We start from the raw sequence: 23,274 nt of genomic DNA on the forward strand, positions 1-23,274 counted from the left end.
CGAAGATTGCGTATAAAGGAAAAGAAGGCTATGTATCGTTAGAGTTTGTGAAGTTAGAAGGTAAGGCAGCAGAGAAACCGGCAGAAAAACCGGCAGAGAAGCCACCAGAAAACATAGCGACAGGTACGCAAGAAACAGGAACAATCACAGCAACAAGTCTGCGAGTAAGAAGCGGAGCAAACACAAGCAGCAGCATTCTCGGAAACTTAAAACAAGGCGAAAAGATAACAGTACTCGGAAAAGCAAACGGCTGGGCGAAGATTGCATATAAAGGAAAAGAAGGTTATGTATCGCTAGAGTTTGTGAAGTTAGAAGGTAAGGCAGCAGAGAAACCGGCAGAGAAGCCACCAGAAAACATAGCGACAGGCCCGCAAGAAACAGGAACAATCACAGCAACAAGTCTGCGAGTAAGAAGCGGAGCAAATACAAGCAGTAGCATTCTCGGAAACTTAAAACAAGGCGAGAAAATAACAGTACTCGGAAAAGCAAACGGCTGGGCGAAGATTGCGTATAAAGGAAAAGAAGGCTATGTATCGTTAGAGTTTGTGCAAATTAGTACAAGTTCGAATGCTAATAACGGAAATAACGGAAATAACGGACAAGTAACGGAAGAACGAGGCGTTGTAAATGCATCTTTATTAAATGTGCGCCAAGGTCCTTCAACAAGTGCATCAATTGTAGCTCACTTAAAAAATGGTGAATCTGTTTCAGTAATAGGCAAGGAAAATGGTTGGGCGAAAGTGCGCGTAAATGGAAAAGAAGGTTATGTTTCTTTACAGTTCTTAAAGTTAAAACAAGGATCTTCTTATGAAGTGGTCACAGAGGCAGGGAAAATTCAAAAATCGAATGGGACGGAAGCAGAAAAAGAACTGCAAACTAGACAAGAAGACGGTTATATTGTTAGCGATGGAAAAGTTGTGAATATGAAACAAGGCTTTGTACGAGCGAATAAGTTGATTAATATTTATGATATTGCGACTGGTAAAAAGTTAACATATGTACGAGAAGGAGCTGACTTAAAGTTCCTAAAATCGGATGGTGACCGTGTGCATGTGAAAATTGATGGTACAACAGGATACGTCAATATAGACGACGTTACTTTATATCCAAATATGGTTCATGAATCAACGTCATATTATACAGTGAAAAACGGAAAGCTTTATCACTATGTATATAACAACTCTACGAGTAAGTATGCGGCGTACCAAATTGGTAATGCACCGAAGCATTTAAAAGAAGGTCAGCGTTATGAGGCATTTGATAAAACGCAAATTGGTGGACAAGATAGTTATCAATATTTTGAATATGTACCAATTCGCGCTACGTCTACTTATACAGCGAAAGACATTGATGATTTCTTAAGAAAAAATAGTGCAGACAGTCCGCTGATTGGAACTGGACAATATTTTGTTAATGCAGCACAAAAATATAATTTAAATGCAGGTTATTTACTATCTCATGCTATTTTAGAATCCGGTTGGGGAAAAAGTCGGATTGCACAAGATAAGAAAAATTTATTTGGTTTTAGAGCGGTAGATTCTGACCCATACAACGGTGCAACGGCATTTAAAACATGGGAAGAGGGTATTAATTTCTGCGCTTCATATATTGATCAAAACTATTTAAATCCAAATGGCTGGACATATAATGGTGGGAATTTGGGAGATAAATCACAAGGTATGAACGTCATGTATGCAAGTGATGAGAATTGGGGTCAACAAATTGCTTCTCTTATGAATAGACTTGATGCCATGAACGGTGGAAAAGATTTGAATAAATATCAGTTAGGTATGGTGCAAGCAGGTGCTGGGTTATTCAAAAATGTAGGCGGCGCACAAGCGAGTGTGGCACCTCGTAATATGACAGTTGCAATTAAGAAAACGATTCAAACTTCAAGTGGGACATACTATGAGCTAGTTTCTGATAACACAGCGTATAATAGTGTGTTTGTAAAAGCAAGTTCTGTAAAACTTATATCTTCATATTAAAAAATAGCTAGATTCATAATGTTGATGTTAAGTATAGAGGTTAGTTATATGTCGAATATCGCCGAATGGTCTTTAAGTTGTGTCGAAGCGCCGATATATTGTGAAACTCGCCGATAAATTCACCGTTTCCGCCGATATATTGCGAAAAGCGCCGATATAATATTTTGGAGCTGTTCACTTCTGACATCGATGCAGAGAAATTAGATAGATGTTTTCATATAATCAAAAAATTATTCTTTTTTTCAATCCATGAAAAATGCTACAATATTAAAGAAAGAATATAATATTTTCCTAGCTGGAAAAGCATTCGTAGAAAGGAAGAGACTTCATGCCTATCATTTTAGAAAAAGGACAGAAGATCGACTTAACGAAAGGACAACCAGGTTTATCAAAGTTACAAGTTGGCCTAGGGTGGGATCCGATTGAAAAAGCAGGTGGGTTTTTATCTTCACTGTTTGGAAGTAAGCCAAATATTGACTGCGATGCATCTGTGATCATGCTTGAGAATGATCGATTTTTACATAAACATGATCTCATTTATTTTGGAAATAAATTATCTTCTTGCGGAAGTGTGACTCATTCAGGTGATAATTTAACAGGTGAAGGTGCAGGAGACGATGAAACTATTTTTGTTGAATTACAAAAAGTTCCATCTAGAATAAACCGCCTCATCTTTGTTGTAAATATTTATGATTGTGTGAATCGTCGTCAAGACTTTGGGATGATTCGCAATGCTTATATTCGTATTCAAAATCCGCAAACAGGTGAAGAGTTAGCTCGTTATAACTTAACGGATAACTACGGCGGAAAGACAACTTTAATTGCTGGCGAAATGTACCGTCATGATAATGACTGGAAGTTCTCGGCAATCGGAGAAGGAACGCAAGATAAAAATTTAAGTGAAATCGTCACGCGTTATCAATAACTTTTTAGGAGGCGCTATATATGGCAGTTATTTCATTACAAAAAGGACAAAAAGTAGATTTAACGAAAACAAATCCAGGTCTTTCAAAAGTAATTGTTGGTCTTGGCTGGGATACAAATAAGTATGATGGACAGGCTGATTTTGACTTAGATGTAAGTATTTTCTTAGTTGGAGCAAATGGTAAAGTTGGCGGAGGAGAAGACTTCGTTTTCTACAATAATCCAATTGGGGCAAATGGTTCTGTACAGCATTTAGGTGATAATCGTACAGGAGAAGGCGAAGGAGACGATGAAACAATCAAAGTTGATTTGAAAAATGTTCCTGCGCATATCGAACGTATTTGCTTTACGATTACAATTTATGATGGAGAAGGTCGTCGTCAAAACTTTGGACAAGTATCTAACTCCTTTGTACGCATTTTAGATGAAGAGAAGAACACAGAGCTAATTCGCTATGACTTAGGGGAAGATTTCTCCATTGAAACAGCAGTTGTAGTTGGTGAATTATACCGTCATAACAGCGATTGGAAGTTTAATGCGATCGGAAGCGGCTTCCAAGGTGGATTAGCAGCTTTATGTAAAAACTTTGGTTTAGATGTAGAGTAAAAGAATCTATGTAAATAGAGGTGAATCACGATGGTTATTCAGTTACAAAAAGGACAAAAAATTGATTTAGGTAAGACAAGCCCAGGCCTTACGAAAGCAATTATTGGTCTTGGCTGGGATATTAAACAATATGACGGCGGATCTGATTATGATTTAGACGCATCTGCTTTCTTATTAAATCAAGAAGGTAAATGTACGAAAGAAACGGACTTTATCTTTTATAACAATTTACAATCTCCTTGTGGTTCTGTTACTCATACAGGTGATAATCGAACTGGGGAAGGTGACGGCGACGATGAACAATTAGTTGTTGATCTAAGCAAAATCCCAGCTGATGTACACCGTATTGCGATTACGGTTACCATTTATGATGCAGAGGGACGCCGCCAAAACTTTGGTCAAGTTGCTAACGCATTTGTTCGTTTAGCGAATGAAGAAACAAATGAAGAAGTGCTTCGCTATGATTTAGGGGAAGATTTCTCCATTGAAACAGCAGTTGTCTTTTGTGAATTATACCGTCATAATGGACAGTGGAAGTTTAATGCTGTCGGAAGTGGCTTCCAAGGTGGACTAGGTGCGCTTGTAAGAGCGTACGGCTTGGATGCATAAGAAGGAAGCGACTTTCGTTTCCTTCTTTTCCACTTTATAGAAATTTAAAAACAGAATAGGAGTCAAGAGCTGTATGGAGATTTTACACGGAATTCTTGATACGTATGCCCAATTCTTTGATTTAGATATGTGGGTAAGGGTATTAACAGATCCAGTATCTTGGGGATTAATTGGTACGCTTGTTATTTTGGAAGGATTGCTATCTGCTGATAACGCGCTTGTATTAGCTGTTATGGTAAAACATCTTCCAGAAGAAAAGCGTAAAAAAGCTTTATTTTATGGACTTATTGGTGCGTATGCATTTCGTTTTATTGCCATCGGAATTGGTATGTACTTAATTAAATTAGCGTGGGTAAAAGTACTTGGTGCTCTTTATCTTGCATGGCTTTCTGTGAAACACTTCATTGATAAATCTAAAGGAAATGAAGAAGATGAAGAAGGTCACGGTATGAAGCAAGATAGCATTCTATTTAGAATGTTTGGCATGTTCTGGGGAACAGTAGTAATGGTTGAGTTAATGGACATTGCGTTCTCTGTGGATAGCGTTCTTGCGGCATTTGGTGTTTCAAATGAAGTATGGATCTTACTTCTTGGCGGAATGCTCGGAATTTTAATGATGCGTGGTATTGCTGGCGTATTTTTAAGATTATTAGAACGTATTCCAGAACTAGAAACGACAGCGTATATATTAATTGCAATTATTGCTGTGAAAATGTTGCTTTCGGTCATTCATATTGAAATGCCGCACTGGTTATTCTTTGTGATTTTAGTTATTGCATTTGGTGCGACATTTATTTTACATTATATGAAAACATCTCGCCAAACTCGTGAAGAGGTGGCAGCTACTAAGAAAGAAGATTAATAGACTAAATGGGTTTGCTCGTCATACGGGCGCCCATTTTTTATAAACGTTTCGTTTGGAGGTGAACAAGTATGTTTTCACGTTTTACATTTCACCCACAGCTACTCGGCGGGGAAGAAGAATTAAAACGGTTTGAATTGGATTTAGCAAAGCGGCCGCATTATGAAGTGACAGAGAATGATCTGCATTTTAGCTATATAGGATGTCGCATTCTTGGAGTGCCAAATGATACGGATGAGTACTATAATCAATTATTTGAGTATAGTCAAAATGAGAAAATCACTGTACTTCATGAACAAAATTTAAATAAAGTCATTCCTTCAGAGAAGCTTCGTGATATTCAAGAAGTTTTTTCACTGCATCAACAGGCAGCAAACGGTTTAACTGTCAATCGTCTTGTTGCTCATTTATCGGGAAAACGTTTATTGCCCGAAGTAGATCATCCCGATATACAACACTACATACATACAACTTTCATTTCAATTTTAAAGCTATACGAAAAACAACATAATCAATCGTTAAAAACAGAAGGTTTTCGCCGTTTTTTAATTGATATGATTAAGTTAAGTGAAAATTACGTTTCAAAATGGTTTTCACAAAAGGATTATAAAGTACAAATGCCGCAAATTATCTGGTACGGTGATGCGTCGGAAAGTCGAATTTACTTTTTATACTTCCTTATTATGCTCGGATGTGACGTATTGTATTATCATCCAGAAGGAAAAGATGGTTTTGAAACAATCGATGAAGAAAATCGAACATTTGTGATTTCGCATCCAGGTCGAATTGCATTAGAACCATTTCCAGATAAAAAGAGAGAGCGCGTTGCAACGGTTGCGTATCAAGCCTCAAAAGAGATTGAACAGGTGCTTCATCATGATAATTCACTCTTGTATAAACCGTGGCAATTTAGGGCGTATACGCCAGTTGCCCGGACGTTAAAGACAACGTATGATGAACTGTTTATCATTACGAAAGAAAAAGCATTTATAAGACCAACATTCTTTGTAGAAAATCAACATATTTATATTCCGTCGTTATTTGCAAAAGTGTCCGGTGTCTCAAAAAATGAGAAAGAGTATTTTCAAAGATTAAAAACGTTAACATCATATGAAAATAGTCTATTAATCAATCAATTTCCATTTACAAAGGAACAGAAAGCGAATTTTCAATTTCATTATCGTGATGCGTTAAATCGTTCGGGAAAACTTGATGCACAGAACATCATTCAAAGCCATTGGTGGCCGCATAAGCGTTTACCAGAAGGCTTGCAATATGGCATTGCGGAGGCAATGATTCATACATGTGAAAGCGGGCTTTGCAAAAGAGTGGGGTCTGAAAAAGAGCAAGATATCGCTTTATATGTGTTTGCGCAGCTTTCACAAATCCCACCGAACATACTTGAGCAACTTGAGAAATTTGATTATTCGCAAGAAGTACCGAAAATAGTCATATTTAACAATGAGAAAAGTGGAGAACTAACACGCTCTGATGCGGTAGTAATGCTCTTTTTAAATCAAATTGGTGTCGATGTTTTACATTTTAATCCGACAGGGCGTAATGATATCGAGCAGTATATTGAAGCGGGCGCATTTGATTCCCATTGGTTAGAAGAAGTGAGCTTTGATGTAGAGTTTCACGGTTCATCGTCTTATAAAAATTTATCAAATACTTTAAAAGGGTTGTTTAGGCCATTTTTATAAAGAAAGGAAGCTACATATATGAATCCGATTGTATTAGATCCAACAACAACAGAATTGACTGAACAAACATCACAAAATATTCGCCTGCAGTTAAGACAAGACTCTGAGGTGCAACGCATTTATAATTCGGTAGATATAAAAGATCAATTGGAACTCATTGAGTTAGGGAAAGAGCCATCTGTAGAAATTTCAAGGTTTGCTGATCAAATTTTACATACGATGACATTATCTAAAGTAGAAGATTCCGGTGAGCTATTAAAACAGCTTGGGAAAATTATGGACAAGTTTGATAGTAAAGATTTCGTTGAAGAAAAAAGCGGTTTTTTCTCTCGCATATTTAAAAAAGGAAATCAAATGATTGAACAAATTTTTAATAAGTATCAAACGATGGGGCGCGAAATGGATAAAGTATACGTGGAAATCACGAAGTATCAAGATGAAATGAAGCGTTCAATTGGTACGTTAGATGGATTGTATGAGCAAAACTTAAAATACTATTTAGATCTAGAAAAATACGTTGTTGCGGGTGAAATGTTACTTGAGCGTCTGCAAACAGAATTGGTTCCAATGTATGAAGAGCGCGTTCGTAACAATGATCAACTTGCAGGAATCGAACTTGATTCATTAAAAAACTCTGTAGAAATTTTAGAGCAACGTATTGATGACTTAGAAAAGGCGCGTATGGTTGCGCTTTTAACAGCGCCGCAAATTCGTATGATTCAACGTGGTAACAACAAGTTAATCGGAAAAATTAATTCAGCGTTTATTACGACAATTCCTATTTTTAAAAATGGTATTATTCAAGCTGTGAATGCAAAACGTCAAAAACTTGTTGCGGATTCCATGGCAGAACTTGATCGCCGTACAAACGAGCTATTGAAGAGAAATGCCCAAAATATCGCGACGCAAAGTGTCGAAGTAGCAAAACTAACTGGATCTTCAAGTATTAAGATGGAAACGCTTGAAGAGACTTGGAATATTATTTCAAAAGGTGTTCAGGAAACACAACAAATTGAAGAACAAAACAAACGTGAGCGTGAGGAAAGCCGTCAGCGTATGGCAGACTTAACGAATCGAATTAAGAAGGAAATGCAAGGATAAAGTTAGAAAAGGCAGTGAGGAATCCCCTCACTGCCTTTTAAATATTTTTATTACTTCATTTATTAGTAGTGGAATGATACTAAGTAATAAAACAAAGCCCCAATCTTGTACTGTTAAAGCATGTACACCAAATATGCCGGCAAGAGGCGGGAGTGAAATAATGCTTACTTGTATACAAACCCCGATTAGAAGAGAGAAAACTAAGTATTTATTTGTAAATATCCCGATAGAGAAGATTGATTTTGTACGTGATCGTAAATTAAAAGAGTGAACGAGCTGTGAAAAACTTAGTGTAACAAAAGCCATTGTTTGGGCGTGTAATAAAGCATCTGCTTCAATTTGCGATGGAAAGAGAGGAAAAAGATTCGTATCCCCTGTATATAATTTTGCGCCAACAATAAAGGCGATTAACGTGAGGAGCCCAATGATAATTCCGTTTAGAATGAGAAACGGTACACTGCCGCTAAATAAGCTTTCTTTTGCACGACGCGGCTTCTCCTTCATAACGTCTGGATCTTCTGGATCAACTCCGAGTGATAATGCTGGAAGTGTATCTGTAATTAAATTCACCCACAAAATATGAATGGGACGAAGTGGTGTAGCCCAGCCGAGTAAAATAGCTAAAAAGAGTGCAATGATTTCTCCGAAGTTACAAGAAAGCAAAAATAGAATAGACTTTTTAATGTTATGGTAAATGTTTCTTCCTTCTTCGACTGCTTTGACAATTGAAGAGAAATTATCGTCAGTTAATACCATATCAGCTGCACCTTTCGCTACATCTGTTCCGGTAATCCCCATTGCTACGCCAACATCTGCTTGTTTTAAAGACGGTGCGTCATTGACACCATCCCCAGTCATGGAAACAATATTTCCTTTTGCACGTAGTGCTTTTACAATTTTCACTTTATGTTCAGGAGAAACGCGCGCAAAGACGTTTAAATGATTCACTTCGTTTGCGAGCTGTTCATCTGAAAGATTGTCTAATTGTGTGCCAATTATTACTTCAGATTCTTTTTTTGCAATTCCAAGTTCTTTTGCGATGGCAAAGGCTGTATCTTTATGATCTCCTGTAATCATAACGGTGCGAATGCCAGCCTTCTTGCACTCTTTAATAGCTGCCTTTACTTCTAGGCGAGGCGGGTCGATCATCCCTACAAGACCGATGAAGATAAGATTTTCTTCTGCCTCATATATGTTAATATGCTCATTATTGTATTGTTTGAAAGCGAATGAAAGTACTCGTAACGCCTTTTGTGACATCATTTGTGCCGCTGCTATTATTTCATTTTTATCACTTTCGGTTAACGGCTGCACAGTGCCGTTTTTAAAAATATGTTTGCACTTTGGTAAGAGTTTATCGATTGCCCCTTTTGTCATACTAAAGTAGTTGTCTTCGTATTCATGCAGCGTTGACATCATTTTACGATTGGAATCAAAAGGAAATTCACTTAGGCGCTTATGTTTCTTCTCTAGTGCATCTTTTTGAATCTCAAAGGCCAATCCTGCAACAAGAAGTGCAATTTCTGTTGGATCTCCAGTTTGTGATTCAGCGTTGTACGATGCATCATTACATAAAACCATATTTTCTAATAATAGACGCTGAACATCATTATGTACGTTTACATTTTCTAATGCATCATATGTACAGTCACTATAAAAGTGGGTAACTGTCATTTTATTTTGCGTTAATGTACCTGTCTTATCTGAACAAATAATTGTAACAGAGCCAAGGGCTTCAACAGCTGGAAGTTTACGGATAATGACATTTTGTTTAATCATTCGCTGTACACCGATTGCGAGAACGATCGAGACGATAGCTGGTAAGCCTTCCGGAATCGCGGCAACTGCTAAACTAATAGCGGTCATAAACATTTCTAGCGTATCACGGCCTTGGAAAAAACCAATAAAGAACATGATGATACATATTGCTACAGAGACAAAGCCTAAGTATTTTCCAACTTGCTCCAGGCTTTTTTGAAGAGGCGTTTTATCATCATCAGCTTGATGCAAGAGAGTGGCGATTTTTCCTATTTGTGAATGCATTCCTGTTTGGGTAGCCACGCCAACACCGCGGCCATATGTAACAAGTGTGGACATAAAGGCCATATTTTTTTGATCACCTAGTGGTACTTTTTCGTGATTTCGCTTGGAAGGTTCATACGCTGCATCTTTATCTACAGGAACGGATTCGCCTGTTAAAGCGGATTCTTCAATTTTTAAATTGGCTGTTTCAATAAGTCGTAAGTCGCATGGAATATAGCGACCTGCATCAAGCAGAACAATGTCTCCAGGAACGACATTTTCGGATGGAATTTCTTTTAATTCACTACCTCGTTTTACAATTGCTTTTGGGGTTGCCATCTTTTGCAGGGCTTCTAGAGCTTGCTCTGCTTTTGATTCTTGAATGATACCAATTACAGCATTTAAAACGACAACAACAGCAATAATACTAGCATCAGCCCATTCGCCGACAAAGGCAGAAATAAGGGCTGCAATTAAAAGGACATAGACGAGAATATCATTGATTTGGGAAAAAATGCGCTGCCCCAAAGTTCTTTTTCTCTTCATTACAAGTTCATTTTTTCCGTATTTTTTTAATCGGGCTTCAGCTATTTCTTCGGTTAAACCTTGCTGTTCATTTGTTTCTAGTTCACGCAACGTCTGACTTTTTGTCTTACTGTACCAATTGCTCATATAAAAGCACCTCCAGTAGAAAAGCAGTTAGCAATCGTAGTGTAGAAATTTTGGATTTGATGTGAAGTCTGTGATGAGGGGGGGCTATTATTATTTTACAATATTTTGAAGGTTTGTGAATGAAAGTGAGAAGTTGTCATAAAATTGTTGGAAATGAAAGGAAATGATTGTGGAAGAGGGATATGTTTATCGAATGATAAAAATTATTGTAACTACTTAGCTATACCTTTTAGAAATTTAGAAAAGGGTATGATTCTAGTGAAGATGTGTCTCTCTATTACTTATAAATTCGTTTTTTGGCATATAGACTGCTGTCATACAAACAGGGCAGGAGCCTGCACTTATTGTCTACTTTTGTTTTCAAACCTTGCACGTGGAAGGAAAAGGCCCTGACCGCTCCTATGCATCGCCAGTCCCTCTCGCCCATTTAAAAAAATGCTTTTCTGCTTTTTTTCATAAAGTAACTGAGTGGTTACAAAGTATTTTAATTTGGATATAAAAAGAGGCGGCTACCCAAAGATTGGTGATTACCGAGCTTTGGGTAGCCGCTTTTTATTACTTCTTGATTAGTGTGCCTAATTCTTCTGTAATAGCTTGCATTTCGCTAATACTAAATGTGTCGCGTTTCATAACGTGTTCATAAATGTCACGTAAGTCTTCGTACATGTCTTCATTGAAGTTTGCAGCTCTCATTGCACCAGCGTTTACCATACGTAATTTTTCTTTAATTGCTTCTACCATATATTCAACGTTCTCTTGTGTTTTTACGGATAAATCCACGGAAGTGTCCCCCTTTAAAATAACATAGACTTATCTTAACATTTTTTTATCATTTTCGTTAACGGAAGTTTGCAATCGTATTAAATTAGTGTCTATTTCCTTTATAACTAATTGTTGATTGTTTATACTAAATATAACAAATGCATCATGAAGGGAAGAAACAAATATGGTTCGAGTTTTATTTGTTTGTCTAGGGAACATTTGTCGTTCTCCGATGGCAGAAGCAATTTTTCGTGAGCTTGTCAAAAAAGAAAAATTAGAAACAGTAATTACTGTTGATTCGGCTGGAACTGGGGATTGGCATATCGGCCATCCACCTCATCATGGCACACAAAAAATTTTAATGGAAAATAAAGTAGCCTTTGAAGGAATTAAAGCTCGTCAAGTAGAAAAAGAAGACTTAACAAAGTTTGATTATATTATTGCAATGGACAATAAAAACTTGGACGATTTAAAGGCTTTAGGCAAAGCAGGCGGCTATATCGGCAGACTATCCGATTTTGTTCCAAACGGTGGTTGGACAGATGTTCCGGATCCATACTTTACAGGGAACTTTCAAGAAGTATATGACCTTGTAACAGAAGGATGTGCAAAATTGTTAGCGTTCATTCGAAATGAGCAAGGAATATAAGAATGTTAGTTCAGAAAGTAAAATGTGAAACTCTCATTGATGATGAGTTGAGCGAGTCGAGCTCTTATGGTAAGTTTAATCTTAAATTTTTTCCTTTGGGATTTTCTTGTTCGTTAGAGTGAGATAACTTTCTAACAAAATAGATGAAAGGGTGAAGGAATATGGCAAAGAAGGGAAATCTTGTACGAAATATTGCGATTGGTGTAGCAGCAGGTGTGGCGGTTTCTATGTTAAAGAAAGAAAATCGTGAAAAGGTAAAGCTGACAGCAGGAAAAGCAAAAACAAAAATGATTGAAATTGGTGAAAATACAAAGCTGAAAGAAAAGGTACAAACAGTTACAGATAAAGGGCGTGAACTTGCTGATTTTAACGTTGTAAAAGCAAAAGTAGCGGAAATTAAAAAATTGACGCCAGCTGTTGTGGAAACGTTAAAAGAGACAAAAGATATTTTTATGAAGAAGAACAATGCCAAAGAACAACCAGAGACAATTGAAATTCAGGCGGTTGTACCAACAGAAGAGTTGAAGGTAGAAGAAGTTGCATCGGAAGATCATGGTATGAAGGAACCGATTGCAGAAGAGAAGAAGTCAGAAGCGTATATTGAATTAAAACAAAATAAAGAAGAAAAGCAAAGCGTTTAAAAGAGATGAAAACATTTGTACAAAAAGCAAGAACTCATCATGTTTTCACATTTGGAAAAGACTTGTATGATCGAACAATGCGAGATGATCTGGCGGGCTTAGCGGCACAGCTCGCTTATTTCTTCTTGCTTTCTCTTTTTCCAGCGCTCGTGTTTTTAATAACGCTTCTTGGATATATTCCAATTCACACGGAAGATGTACTAACCTTTATAAGGAATTATGCCCCGGAAGATGCAATGAGTTTAATTGAAGCAAACGTACATACAATAATGAATAACCAAAATAGCGGGCTATTATCGTTTGGTTTACTTGCTATGTTATGGTTTGCATCCAACGGTGTCAATGCAGTAATGAAGGCATTTAACCGCGCTTATGATATCAACGAAACCCGTTCGTTTATTTCAACAAGAGCATTGTCCATTGTATTAACATTAGCAATGATTTTTATGATTGTTTTCGCTTTAATTTTACCTGTATTCGGCCAATTAATTGGCTCAGCAATTTTTAAAATTTTAGGTTTATCTGATGAATTTTCGTTTGTGTGGAGTATTGTTCGATTATTACTAAGTTTTCTTGTATTGTTCGGTTTATTTTGCTTTTTGTATAAATTTGCCCCAAATCGTCGTATGAAGAGAAGAGAAGTGATGACAGGAGCATTATTTGCTACAATTGGATGGATTGTGGTATCGTACTCATTTGCGTTCTATGTCGATAACTTTGGAAATTACTCTACTACATACGGTAGCCTCGGTGGTATTATTATTTTAATATTATGGTTTTATTTAACAGGCTGGGTGATTTTACTTGGTGGAGAAATTAATGCACTCTTGAATTATTATCGAACGAGTGACAATAATTCCCGTAATTAAAAAGAACCCTTTATTCCATACTAAGAGGGAATAGGGGGGATTATTCATGGGTCAAAACAAGACTGGTAATAGCAAAAATGATAAAAACCAACGTAAACAACGCAGCAGCTCGCAGCCAAAGCATAAAACGAGCAGCAGTGCAAACGGACATAATAGCTATCATTAAAAAAAGGGGTTCCATATTGGAACCCTTTTAATTATTTGCTTTTAATAACCGTAATCCATTTAAAATAACGAGAATCGTACTTCCTTCATGACCGATGACACCTAATGGAAGTGCTAAAAATTGCAGGAAGTTTGAGCAAATGAGCAGCATGATGACAGTTAATGAAAAGATTACATTTTGCTTCACGATGCGATTCATTCGTTTGGATAAACGAATGGCTTGTGCTAAGCGGGATAGTTCATTTTTCATTAAGACAACGTCTGCTGTTTCTAATGCAACATCAGTTCCTTCTCCCATCGCAACCCCAATACTTGCTGTTGCTAAAGCAGGAGCATCATTAATTCCGTCGCCAACCATTGCCACTGTACCATACTTTTCTTTCAATTCTTTTATTGCTTCTACCTTTGTTTCTGGTAAGCAAGATGCGTAATACTCTTTAATATTACTTTCAGCAGCGATAGTTTTTGCAGTTTCTTCATTATCACCTGTAATCATAATTGCTTCGATGCCAAGACTTTGGAGTTCGTGAATTGCTGCAATTGTTTCTTGGCGCAATGTATCTTTTAAAGCAATAAGACCAAGAATACCTTTCTCATCACTTACATATACAACGGTTTTTCCTTCTTGTTCTAAATGCACGGAAATGCCGTTATGAAATGTTTTTGTTTCTTCTCCAATAAAAGCAGCTTTTCCAATTTTGTACGCTTTACTTTGCAATGTTCCTTTTAAGCCAAAGCCTGTAACATCTTCTACGTTTTCTGGTTTTGTTAACGTAATGTTATATTCCTGTTTTGCGCATTTTACAATTGCTTCTGCTAGAGGATGTGTAGAATGACTTTCAATGGATGCTGTAATGTGAAATAACTCGTTTTCAGATATGCCGTCACGCGTATAGATGTCAGTTACTGTCGGTTTTCCTTGTGTTAATGTTCCTGTTTTATCAAAGGCGATTGCTTTTAATGAAGCTAATCTTTCTAAATGAACACCGCCTTTAAATAAAATACCATGGCGTGCACCGTTTGAAATTGCCGACAACGTAGCTGGCGTAATCGCTGCGACAAGTGCACAAGGAGAAGCAACAACGAGTAGAATCATTGCACGGTAAAATGTTTCGTTCCAGCTCCAACCAAGCGCATAATGCGGAACGAACATCATGAGTGATACAACAAGAAGTACGCCTTTCACATACGTTCCTTCAAACTTTTCAATGAAAAGCTGTGAAGGAGATTTTTCGCTTTGCGCATTTTGTACGAGGCGAATAATTTTTTGGAACAATGTTTGATCGCTATGTTTTGTAATTTCTACTTCGATGGCGCCGCGTAAGTTAACAGTTCCGGCGAATACTTCATCGCCAGTTTTCTTTTCATTTGGAATTGGCTCACCTGAAATAGCAGCTTCATCAATACTTGTTTCCCCAGTGTGAATTTTACCGTCTGCAGGAATACGTTCACCTGGCTTAATTAAAATGATGTCACCGATTTGCAGTTGTTCAACTGGAATACGCTCCTCCACTCCGTTAGAAATACGCAGTGCTTCTTGAGGTTGTAAGTCGAGCAGTGCTGAAATTTCTTTTTGACTTTTACTCATTGTGTAAGCTTCCATCGCTCCGCTTAAAGCGAAGATGAAAATTAAGATGGCACCTTCTGTCCAGTAGCCGATAATGGCTGAGCCGATTGCTGCAAATAGCATGAGCATTTCGACGTTCAGCTCTTTTTCAGCGATTGTGTCTTCAATACCTTCTTTTGCTTTTGCATAACCTCCAATGATATAAGCGAATACGTAAAATATGGTTGCCGTTGTTGTCATGTCATTCTTTGTTAATAACCAACCGATTAAAATTAAAACTCCGGATGTAAGCGCAAAAATGAGTTCATAATGCTTTTGAAATGTTGCAAACCAAGATGAAGAAACCTTAGTTTCTTGTTGCGTTGATAATACTTTTACTTCAGAATTCATAGCTTTTTTGCTCCTTTCTATTTGAGAAAAAATTGATTATGGAAAGTCTTATTTTCTTTTAAGGCGGCATTTCCGTCTGCTTTGATAATGCTTTTATTTCGGCATTCATATTTTTTTGCTCCTTCCTATTGAGAAAAAGAATCATCATCGGTAGCCCTATAAAACGGCGAAAGCTGCCATCCATCTGGATAGCAGCATTCTTCTAAGTTGGAACGTTCTTTTACTTCGCGAATATGTTTACTGGTGAATTCATTTCGTTTTACTCCTCTCTATTTGAGAAAAAGAATCATCATCGAAACCCTTATAAAACGACGAAAGCTGCCATCCATACGGATAGCAGCATTTCTTAGAAAACACACTCTGTGTAGTTATTTACTTTATTATTATTACTATTCTAGATTGTAACATATGTTACCTTATCCGAAAAGATTTTTACTTATTTCGCTATTTGTGGGGGAAAGTGCAGAAACAAGGTAAAAGTGAAAATACTTGTCTTTTTGACTCCGCTTTGTTATATATGGATATTGTTCATAAAAAGTACGGAAAGGAAGACATCCAGTGAAGACAGAAAGATTTTTTACACATCCGCTCGGTGTATTTGTTGCAGCATTATGTGCAACTTTTTTATGGGGCAGTGCGTTTCCATTTATTAAATTAAGTTATGTACAGTTGGACATTCAGCCTCATGAAGTAGGCGAGCAAATTTTATTTGCAGGTTACCGTTTTTTCTTAGCAGGAATGATGCTGTTATTCTTTTTTAAAGTGTTAGGGAGAAATGTCTCGTTTCAAAAAGGAACAACGAAGCAACTTGTTCTAATTGGCCTGTTTCAAACGTTCTTACAATATGTTTGTTTTTATATCGGTTTGAGCTATAGTACGGGAATTGAAGGTGCCGTTATTTCGGGAACATCGTCATTTTTTCAAATTGTATTTGCACATTTTCTATATAAAGATGACTCTTTAAATATGAGAAAAATCGTTGGTGTATCAATTGGTTTTTGCGGTGTCATTCTTGTGAACATTCCAAAAGGAGATATGAATTTTCACTTTGGTATTGGTGAACTGTTATTATTAGGTGCGGCAATGTTGTACTCGTACGGTAACATTTTGGCGAAAGAAGGAAGTAAAACGATGGATGTAGGTTATATGACCGCATATCAGATGATTATCGGTTCTCTAGGCTTATTGTTCATCGGAATTTTCCAAGCTGGATTGATGCCATTTACATTTCATATGCAAACGTTGCTGATGCTACTATACTTATCATTTTTATCAGCGGCAGGATTTTGTATTTGGAATACCGTGATGAAATATAACAAAGTTGGAAAAGTATCGATGTATATGTTTTTCATTCCGGTATTCGGTGTCATCTTATCAAGCTTAATTTTAGGAGAAGCAATTCATTCTTTCGTATTATTTGGCTTAGCGTGTGTAGCGACCGGAATTATTATCGTGAATCGTACACGTAGTGAAAAAAACACAGCGAATGTAAAAAGTAGCGTAGTGTGAAGAGGTTCATGGAGAGCCTCTTTTTCCTATAGAGAGCGAAACTTTGTAGAGTTTGCGACAATTTTTTGATGAAAATTATAGGGAAAAGAAAGGGAATTGATGGTTTTGTATCGAATAAGATAGAAATATTAATTCGTCAAGGAGAAAAATATGAACGGAATGTACGTACTGTTAATTGGACAAATAGTTTTATTTTTGTTCGGGACTGTTTATGCAATCAGACAATCAGAACAAACAAAGAAAAATGAGCCATTACCCTTATTCATTCGTTTACTCCTCACTTTCTCATTAACTGGAGCCGCGATATGGATGTGGGTACAGGACCCGGTAACACCTTATCGCCAGTGGGTTGCAATCGGGATGATTTTATCAACAATTGGTGATTTATTTATGGCAGGCTTAATTCCATTTGGGCATCGTCTCATTGGTGGAATGGTGACATTTGCGCTTGCGCATTGCTTGTATGTTACTGCCTTTTTAGAAACGGGTATTTCGTGGAATGGCTTATATATTGGTTTAGCGGGATACGGCTTGTTTTTAATTATAGGTTGGTTCTTTTTCATTCGAAATCATAAGCAAGATCGATTATTTACAATAGGTGCGCTTGTATACGGACTTTGGGTTGGTGGAATGGCGTGCTTTGCATTTGCGCTTGCTTATTTGAATCAAGGAATGTGGTGGATACCAGCGCTTGGCGGTTTCCTATTTGTCATTTCTGACTTTATTATTGGAATTACGGATATCGGTGGCCGGAATGTAAAATATGATCCTCTTTTAGTTTGGGCAACATATGTGGGAGCACAAATGTGCATTGTTTATGTTGGGATATAAAAGTACATAAAATGTGAAAGAAGAACTGCCCTCAAGCAGTTCTTCTTTTGTTGTTAAACAATATAAATTTGTAAGGAAAATGTTAGATTTTCTTGGGTGAATCACCCAGGTGATTTCCTAATAATATAGAATTTATTTACAAAAATATTTTATAATATAGATAATTGAGGGGGAAGGGAGAAGCGTATGAAGAAGAAAAGTCGTTTGCGGGAATTCATTGAAGTATTTGCGATTGCATGTGTGCTTGCCTTTTTAATGAAAGTATTTGTCTTTTTTCCAACGACCGTGGAAGGAGCTTCTATGCAGCCCACTCTTTATGAAGGAGATAAGGTCATTGTAAATAAGTTAGCAAAGCGAATGGATAGTTATGATCATGGGGATGTCATTGTGGTTAAAACGGATAATTATTATGTGAAGCGCATTATCGGTTTACCTGGAGATACGATTGAAATGAAGAACGATCAGTTGTATATCAACAATCAATTGCAAAAGGAATCTTATTTAGAAAAAAATAAGAAGCATGCAAAGCAACTGATGGTGAATTTAACAGAGGATTTTGGTCCGATGAAAATTCCGAACAACAAAATCTTTGTCATGGGAGATAATCGATTAGTTAGTCGGGATAGTCGCAATGGGTTAGGGTTCATTGATAAAGATGATGTATTAGGAAGTTTAGTTTCTATATACTACCCTTTTAACCGGGTGCAAATGATAGATTAGAAGGGGGAAGGCTATGGAAGAGATTGTTGGTCATATTTTAGCTGGAATCGCAAGGGGAGCAGTTGCACTTGGGGAAGTAGCGGCCGACGCTACTAAAGTGATCGTTCGAGGAACAATTGGAGTTGGAAGAGTTTCATTAGAAGCTGTAGCAGAAGAACTTGTAGAGTTAGTGCTAGAAGGTTTCGAAGGACGAGAACAGCGAAAACAAAAAAGGTTTGTGCGTCATGTGGAAAAGTTAAAGGGGCATGATTGGTTTAAGGCTATATATGAAAATGAAAAATGCCGAGATGTTATTCAGACAGATAAACGTTATCTACATTTATTGAGTAAAGGGCGGTATGTACAGAAATTGCTTCGTAATGAAAGCGAACGTAAGCAATTTATCCAGCGAATCCGTATTGAAGCAAAGGTCGATGATGTGATTTGGGATATATAACAGGATGAATCACCTATAAAAAATGATAGAAATCCATTTTAATGTTTCGACATATAAGTTGCTGTTATACAGACTGCAACATGACCTGTCCCAGCTTTCTCCCTTTGTTTTAAAAAAAGGCCCTGACCGCCCCTATGCATGGCCAGATGCTCTCGCCCTCTCCTAAAAAGAAAGAGGTTTTTATGTCTTTTTTTTTAATTTGGATAAAACAAACAAAGCAGCCATTATCGGCTGCTTTGTTTGTTTTATCTATTACAATTAATGCGTCGGCGTTTCCTCGATATTTGTTTCTAACATTGACTCTGCATCAGGAGTCCTTTCATCTATCATTAAGACTACTTCATACTGACGCAATCTGAGTTCGAATAGTGTGACAGGATCACGATAAACTTCAGGCGTTGATTTCATTTTATGCAATGTATTTTGATGTTCTTGTATTTCTAAATGAGTCTGTTCTACAGCTTGTTTCAATGAACTAAACGGATCTCTAAAGAATATAGTAATATCCCTTTCTAGTGCATTTTCAAATAGCTCAAACTGTAAGAAAAACTTGTTTATAATAGAAGTAGTTACATCTGTAAAATCTTCATTTTCTAAATACTGTTTGTATTTGTTGTACAACATTGTTTTATTTTTAGGAAGAGCGCCGAATAACTTCCCTGCACTTTTTAGTAAAAATTGTGCAGGTGTAAAGCGGCGGAAGATATTTATTTCTTCCATCTGTATTCGACTCGTCATTCGATCCGTATCTCGTCGCCAATCATCAAGTATTTTAAAGTCGCATGTTAACTGGATTCGATTTTCCCCGCATAAAGAGTTAAGTCCTTCACTTATTTCTTCTAAGTATGCTTGACTTTGCAGGAACTCATGATTTGAAGTTTCAATCCAATTTCGCATGGATGAAGCGAAGGTAGGTAACACAGTTTGGTCTAAATAGTTGCGAATTCTCTCGTTCATTACTGTATTTAATTCTGTATCCATGTGTCTAAAATCGCTGTCTTCACTAATGAGATCAGAGCAGCTTTGCAGTAGCTTCGGAATATGCTCTGTAAGATCATTCGTAATGTTATGTTTCATTGTACGATAGGAATCTGTAATGAGATGAATTTTTTCTTTTTCAAAAGCAGTAAGATTATTAATAAAGCCATTTAGTCTCATTAAAATATCTTCATTCCAATTAATAGAATCCACTAAGTTATTTTCCATCTCAATTCGTTTATCCAATAGATATTGAATTGCTTTTCGAATGAAAAGTAGTATTTTTTTCGTACGTTCTTGCTCAAGATTTTTATACTCAAAGTTAAAATGGATAAAATCAGTTAACTCGTTTAATTGTTGACTGTTTGCATATAACGATGAATAAGGTAAAACTTTCGCCTGCGGAAAATATGCGTTTATTCTCGTTTGTGTATCATGTATCACTCGTTTTACTTCTGAGTCGCTGTAAATGTTATCAATTTTATTCAATAAGAAATGAATTTGTAAATCTGGTGCCTGTTCTTGAATGTTTAATAAAATATCACGTTCTTTGTCAGTGAAAGGAGAATCTGCATTTAACACAAATAATAAACTGTCTACTGAGTCTAAATAGCCAAATGTTTCATTTCTCATATCGCTGTTTCTATTAAAGCTAGGTGTAACAACGAATGCTAGTTTGTTTTTACTTAAAGGCTTGCAAGGTAATTTAAATTCAATACATGTTTTTTCTCTATATGTTTGTCGGTGCATAGACATCATGTTGTGGAAATCAGAGAAATCATTAGTCGTTGAAATTGTGGCATCTGTTATAGCGTTAATTTCTGTATGAGTGTCATCTTTAAAGATAACTGTATTTGCGCTTGCGTTTTCTAATATATTTTCTCCTAGTACAGAGTTAACAAATGAAGATTTTCCGTTTCCAGAAGTTCCTGTTACTAAAAGACGATTTGTTCTTACATCTGCAAGTTCATAGACTAACCATCTAAAGCGATGTCCCATTTCTAAATCATTGTTTTGTGCCCACTGTGTAATAGAATCGAAAAGATGTAAACTATAGTCTAAACCATCTGTGTAATTAGTAGAATGTAACAATAGTTTTTCTGCACGTTGCACGTCTGCTGCATCTATTTTAGCAGGGAAAATCTCATCCCATGCCAATACTGCTGCAGATGGAAAGACAGAGCGAGAAGGATTGACCATTTTTAACCAATTCATTAAAATATTCGGAACAATATCATGTAATTGTCTCAGCATATACTGGCCTTGAATTAATTCAAAATACGTTTCTTCGTAAAGAGAAGAAATGTCGTCCCATTCATCGGCTGAATGTACTTCGATATGTGAGAAAAAGTCATTTATTGTTTTAAGCCACAATAAATAAGTTTGTTCATTCTTATAGCTGTGCCAAAGTGATGAAACAATTTGTGCAAATTGGACTAGGTCTACATTGTGTAACGTAACTAGTACCTTATAGAAATAATCTGGTGAAATGGTTTTCGTAAATCCTTTATCAATATATTCTTTTAAAATCTCAAACCATTGGAAGGACTCTGTTCGAATCATTTCATTGACTGCTAGTTCGACCGCACTGTTCCAATCTTGCTGTTCTTCATAAAAGGAACGAGCAATCGTTGTGACGTTTGGATAATCAGGATTTACAGAAACAGCTTCTTTAATAACGGCGAAAGCTAAATCAAGTTTGTTTTGTTCTATGTAAAGAGAGAGTAACTGCAATGAAATTTCGGTCATAAGTATTTTATTATCAGTAGTAATGGACTTATAAACAGTTTCGGCAGCGGATAATTGATTGAGTTCGAAGTAAGCATCTGCAATATTCTTTTGTGCCCATGGTTCTAATTCATTATTGACTTTCTCCCATTTAAAAATAGCGGATTCAAAATCTTGATGGTGATAATAAAACTCGCCTTGTGCAAAACGAATATAAGATCCATCCGAAAAGTCATTTTTTTGTTCAGCTAAATAAGCTTCTCCCAGTACTTGGAGAGGCGGATGTGTTTCATTTTCCATTAGAAATGTTTCATAATATATTTTTTTTATTAATTGTTTTTCTAGTGTCATGTTTTTCCCCCACTATATCTTGAAAAGTGTATATTTCTTTATATGTCAACACTTTTGTGCATTGATGCTCTTTATTCTAGCAAAGATTTTCTTTTGAAAAATTTCATTTTCCTTTCATTTTCATAGTAGGATTGTATTTTCATGCATAAAGTTTCAGTTTTTTTTCAATTTCCTTTCAGTTCTGAAACAACATTAACTCTTCCTAATAACATAATAAGGCTATAATATTCTACATGAAGTTGTAACATTGGATGTAGAGTTCGTCATAAAAACAATGTATAGTGAATATGTATACCATGTTTGCTTTATTGATGAAGAGGGTACAATGTGGAATAACGATAACGTATAGGATGTGTCGTGCGAATGGAACAACATATTGGTGAATTAATCGCACACTACGGTTATTATGGAATTATTATTGCGCTTGCCGGAGGAATCGTCGGATTACCAATACCGGATGAATTTCTACTTACATTTGTCGGATATAATATTTCAAGAGGATATATGTCAGGAACAGAGGCTTTTACGAGCGGTATGGCTGGGGCTGTAATTGGGATTACATTAAGTTATATGCTTGGTTTAAAACTCGGACTCCCTGTATTAAAAAAATATGGTTCTAAAGTGGGGATTAAAGAAGCTCAAATCGAGAAGACTCATATTTTATTTGAGAAGTATGGTCCTTTTTTATTAGTGATTGGCTATTTTATACCTGGTGTTAGACATTTAACAGCTTATTTTGCAGGAATGTCCGACTTAAAATGGGGTAAGTTTTGTTTATATGCGTATGGCGGTGCATTCATTTGGGTGAGCGTTTTTATTGGACTTGGGTGGAAATTAGGAGAAAAGTGGCGAGATGTAGAGTACAATTTACATCGATACGGATTTTGGATTTGTATTGTTTCAATCATCATCGCTTTGATTGTTTATACATATGTAAAAATACAAAAAGATAAGAAAAACCGCTAATGTAGATAGCGGTTTTTTTTATGCTACTCTGCAATCTCTTCATATAAGAAGTACGTTACATTATAAATATGTTCTACCTCGTCATCTGTCATATACATCAGTTCCTCACGTTCAATTCCTTTTTTCTTTTCAATAAATTCAATCATATTTTTCCGTTCTTCTCTTTTGATCATGTTAATTTCTCCTCTCAATCTGTTTTAATACAGTTTATTTAAGTTAGTACTA

At 36.4% G+C, this 23,274-nt stretch carries 20 protein-coding genes; 15 read left to right on the forward strand and 5 right to left on the reverse strand.

From position 1 onward, the window contains the following. The 7 genes from Q9306_RS21740 to Q9306_RS21770 all read left to right on the forward strand — a co-directional run. Window positions 1–1,988 (forward strand): SH3 domain-containing protein (locus Q9306_RS21740; protein ID WP_306202282.1); only part of this gene is annotated, 1,988 nt, incomplete at its 5' end. Between the two features lie 328 nt (window positions 1,989–2,316). Further along, a complete protein-coding gene (locus Q9306_RS21745; RefSeq protein ID WP_306202284.1) occupies window positions 2,317–2,913 on the forward strand; it encodes a TerD family protein in 597 nt (198 codons plus the stop codon). A 20-nt stretch (window positions 2,914–2,933) separates the two neighbouring features. Next, on the forward strand, window positions 2,934–3,518 hold the full coding sequence (locus tag Q9306_RS21750; protein WP_020062754.1) for a TerD family protein: 585 nt from the start codon (window positions 2,934–2,936) through the stop codon (window positions 3,516–3,518). Between the two features lie 30 nt (window positions 3,519–3,548). Then, window positions 3,549–4,127 (forward strand): TerD family protein, encoded by a 579-nt coding sequence (locus Q9306_RS21755; protein ID WP_251227456.1) that lies wholly within the window; start codon window positions 3,549–3,551, stop codon window positions 4,125–4,127. 73 nt (window positions 4,128–4,200) lie between these two features. Further along, window positions 4,201–4,989 (forward strand): TerC family protein, encoded by a 789-nt coding sequence (locus Q9306_RS21760; protein ID WP_306202289.1) that lies wholly within the window; start codon window positions 4,201–4,203, stop codon window positions 4,987–4,989. A 71-nt stretch (window positions 4,990–5,060) separates the two neighbouring features. Further along, entirely contained in the window at window positions 5,061–6,692 is a 1,632-nt protein-coding gene (locus Q9306_RS21765) for a YceG family protein (protein WP_306202291.1), read from the forward strand. 18 nt (window positions 6,693–6,710) lie between these two features. Beyond that, window positions 6,711–7,793: a toxic anion resistance protein gene (locus Q9306_RS21770; RefSeq protein WP_306202292.1), complete on the forward strand. Its 1,083-nt coding sequence runs from the start codon at window positions 6,711–6,713 to the stop codon at window positions 7,791–7,793. Between the two features lie 27 nt (window positions 7,794–7,820). Here Q9306_RS21770 and Q9306_RS21775 read toward each other — a convergent pair whose 3' ends face one another. Continuing rightward, window positions 7,821–10,487 (reverse strand): cation-translocating P-type ATPase, encoded by a 2,667-nt coding sequence (locus Q9306_RS21775; protein WP_306202294.1) that lies wholly within the window; start codon window positions 10,485–10,487, stop codon window positions 7,821–7,823. A 555-nt stretch (window positions 10,488–11,042) separates the two neighbouring features. Further along, window positions 11,043–11,267 (reverse strand): DUF1128 domain-containing protein, encoded by a 225-nt coding sequence (locus tag Q9306_RS21780; RefSeq protein WP_306202296.1) that lies wholly within the window; start codon window positions 11,265–11,267, stop codon window positions 11,043–11,045. A gap of 166 nt (window positions 11,268–11,433) precedes the next feature. Here Q9306_RS21780 and Q9306_RS21785 point away from each other — a divergent pair, with 166 nt between their 5' ends. The 3 genes from Q9306_RS21785 to Q9306_RS21795 all read left to right on the forward strand — a co-directional run bounded on the left by Q9306_RS21785 (window position 11,434) and on the right by Q9306_RS21795 (window position 13,408). Beyond that, window positions 11,434–11,898, forward strand: coding sequence for a low molecular weight protein-tyrosine-phosphatase (locus tag Q9306_RS21785; protein WP_306202298.1), 465 nt, complete (start codon window positions 11,434–11,436; stop codon window positions 11,896–11,898). Between the two features lie 161 nt (window positions 11,899–12,059). Beyond that, the gene (locus Q9306_RS21790) at window positions 12,060–12,539 is read left to right on the forward strand and encodes a DUF4075 domain-containing protein (RefSeq protein WP_306202300.1); all 480 of its coding nucleotides are present in this window, start codon (window positions 12,060–12,062) and stop codon (window positions 12,537–12,539) included. 5 nt (window positions 12,540–12,544) lie between these two features. Next, window positions 12,545–13,408, forward strand: a complete 864-nt coding sequence (locus Q9306_RS21795; protein WP_306202302.1) for a YihY/virulence factor BrkB family protein — start codon at window positions 12,545–12,547, stop codon at window positions 13,406–13,408. A 193-nt stretch (window positions 13,409–13,601) separates the two neighbouring features. Here Q9306_RS21795 and Q9306_RS21800 read toward each other — a convergent pair whose 3' ends face one another. Continuing rightward, window positions 13,602–15,530 carry a heavy metal translocating P-type ATPase gene (locus Q9306_RS21800; RefSeq protein ID WP_306202305.1) on the reverse strand — a complete coding sequence of 643 codons (1,929 nt, stop codon included), beginning with the start codon at window positions 15,528–15,530 and terminating at the stop codon, window positions 13,602–13,604. A gap of 558 nt (window positions 15,531–16,088) precedes the next feature. Here Q9306_RS21800 and Q9306_RS21805 point away from each other — a divergent pair. The 4 genes from Q9306_RS21805 to Q9306_RS21820 all read left to right on the forward strand — a co-directional run bounded on the left by Q9306_RS21805 (window position 16,089) and on the right by Q9306_RS21820 (window position 19,026). Then, complete coding sequence (locus tag Q9306_RS21805) at window positions 16,089–17,039, forward strand: DMT family transporter (RefSeq protein ID WP_306202306.1); 951 nt, start codon at window positions 16,089–16,091, stop codon at window positions 17,037–17,039. 150 nt (window positions 17,040–17,189) lie between these two features. Next, complete coding sequence (locus Q9306_RS21810) at window positions 17,190–17,870, forward strand: lysoplasmalogenase (protein ID WP_306202309.1); 681 nt, start codon at window positions 17,190–17,192, stop codon at window positions 17,868–17,870. Between the two features lie 186 nt (window positions 17,871–18,056). Next, window positions 18,057–18,590 (forward strand): signal peptidase I, encoded by a 534-nt coding sequence (gene lepB / locus Q9306_RS21815; protein ID WP_306202311.1) that lies wholly within the window; start codon window positions 18,057–18,059, stop codon window positions 18,588–18,590. Window positions 18,591–18,603: 13 nt separating this feature from the next. After that, the gene (locus tag Q9306_RS21820) at window positions 18,604–19,026 is read left to right on the forward strand and encodes a hypothetical protein (RefSeq protein ID WP_306202313.1); all 423 of its coding nucleotides are present in this window, start codon (window positions 18,604–18,606) and stop codon (window positions 19,024–19,026) included. A 258-nt stretch (window positions 19,027–19,284) separates the two neighbouring features. Here Q9306_RS21820 and Q9306_RS21825 read toward each other — a convergent pair whose 3' ends face one another. After that, complete coding sequence (locus Q9306_RS21825; protein ID WP_306202315.1) at window positions 19,285–22,083, reverse strand: dynamin family protein; 2,799 nt, start codon at window positions 22,081–22,083, stop codon at window positions 19,285–19,287. A 363-nt stretch (window positions 22,084–22,446) separates the two neighbouring features. Between Q9306_RS21825 and Q9306_RS21830 the strand changes: the two genes are divergently transcribed. After that, a complete protein-coding gene (locus tag Q9306_RS21830) occupies window positions 22,447–23,049 on the forward strand; it encodes a DedA family protein (protein ID WP_306202317.1) in 603 nt (200 codons plus the stop codon). Window positions 23,050–23,072: 23 nt separating this feature from the next. Here the strand turns inward: Q9306_RS21830 and Q9306_RS21835 are convergent, their stop codons facing one another. After that, on the reverse strand, window positions 23,073–23,219 hold the full coding sequence (locus Q9306_RS21835) for a BH0509 family protein (RefSeq protein ID WP_028411195.1): 147 nt from the start codon (window positions 23,217–23,219) through the stop codon (window positions 23,073–23,075). Between the last annotated feature and the right edge of the window lie 55 nt (window positions 23,220–23,274).

The organism is Bacillus multifaciens (assembly GCF_030756675.1).
Taxonomy (GTDB): Bacteria; Bacillota; Bacilli; order Bacillales; family Bacillaceae_G; genus Bacillus_A; species Bacillus_A multifaciens.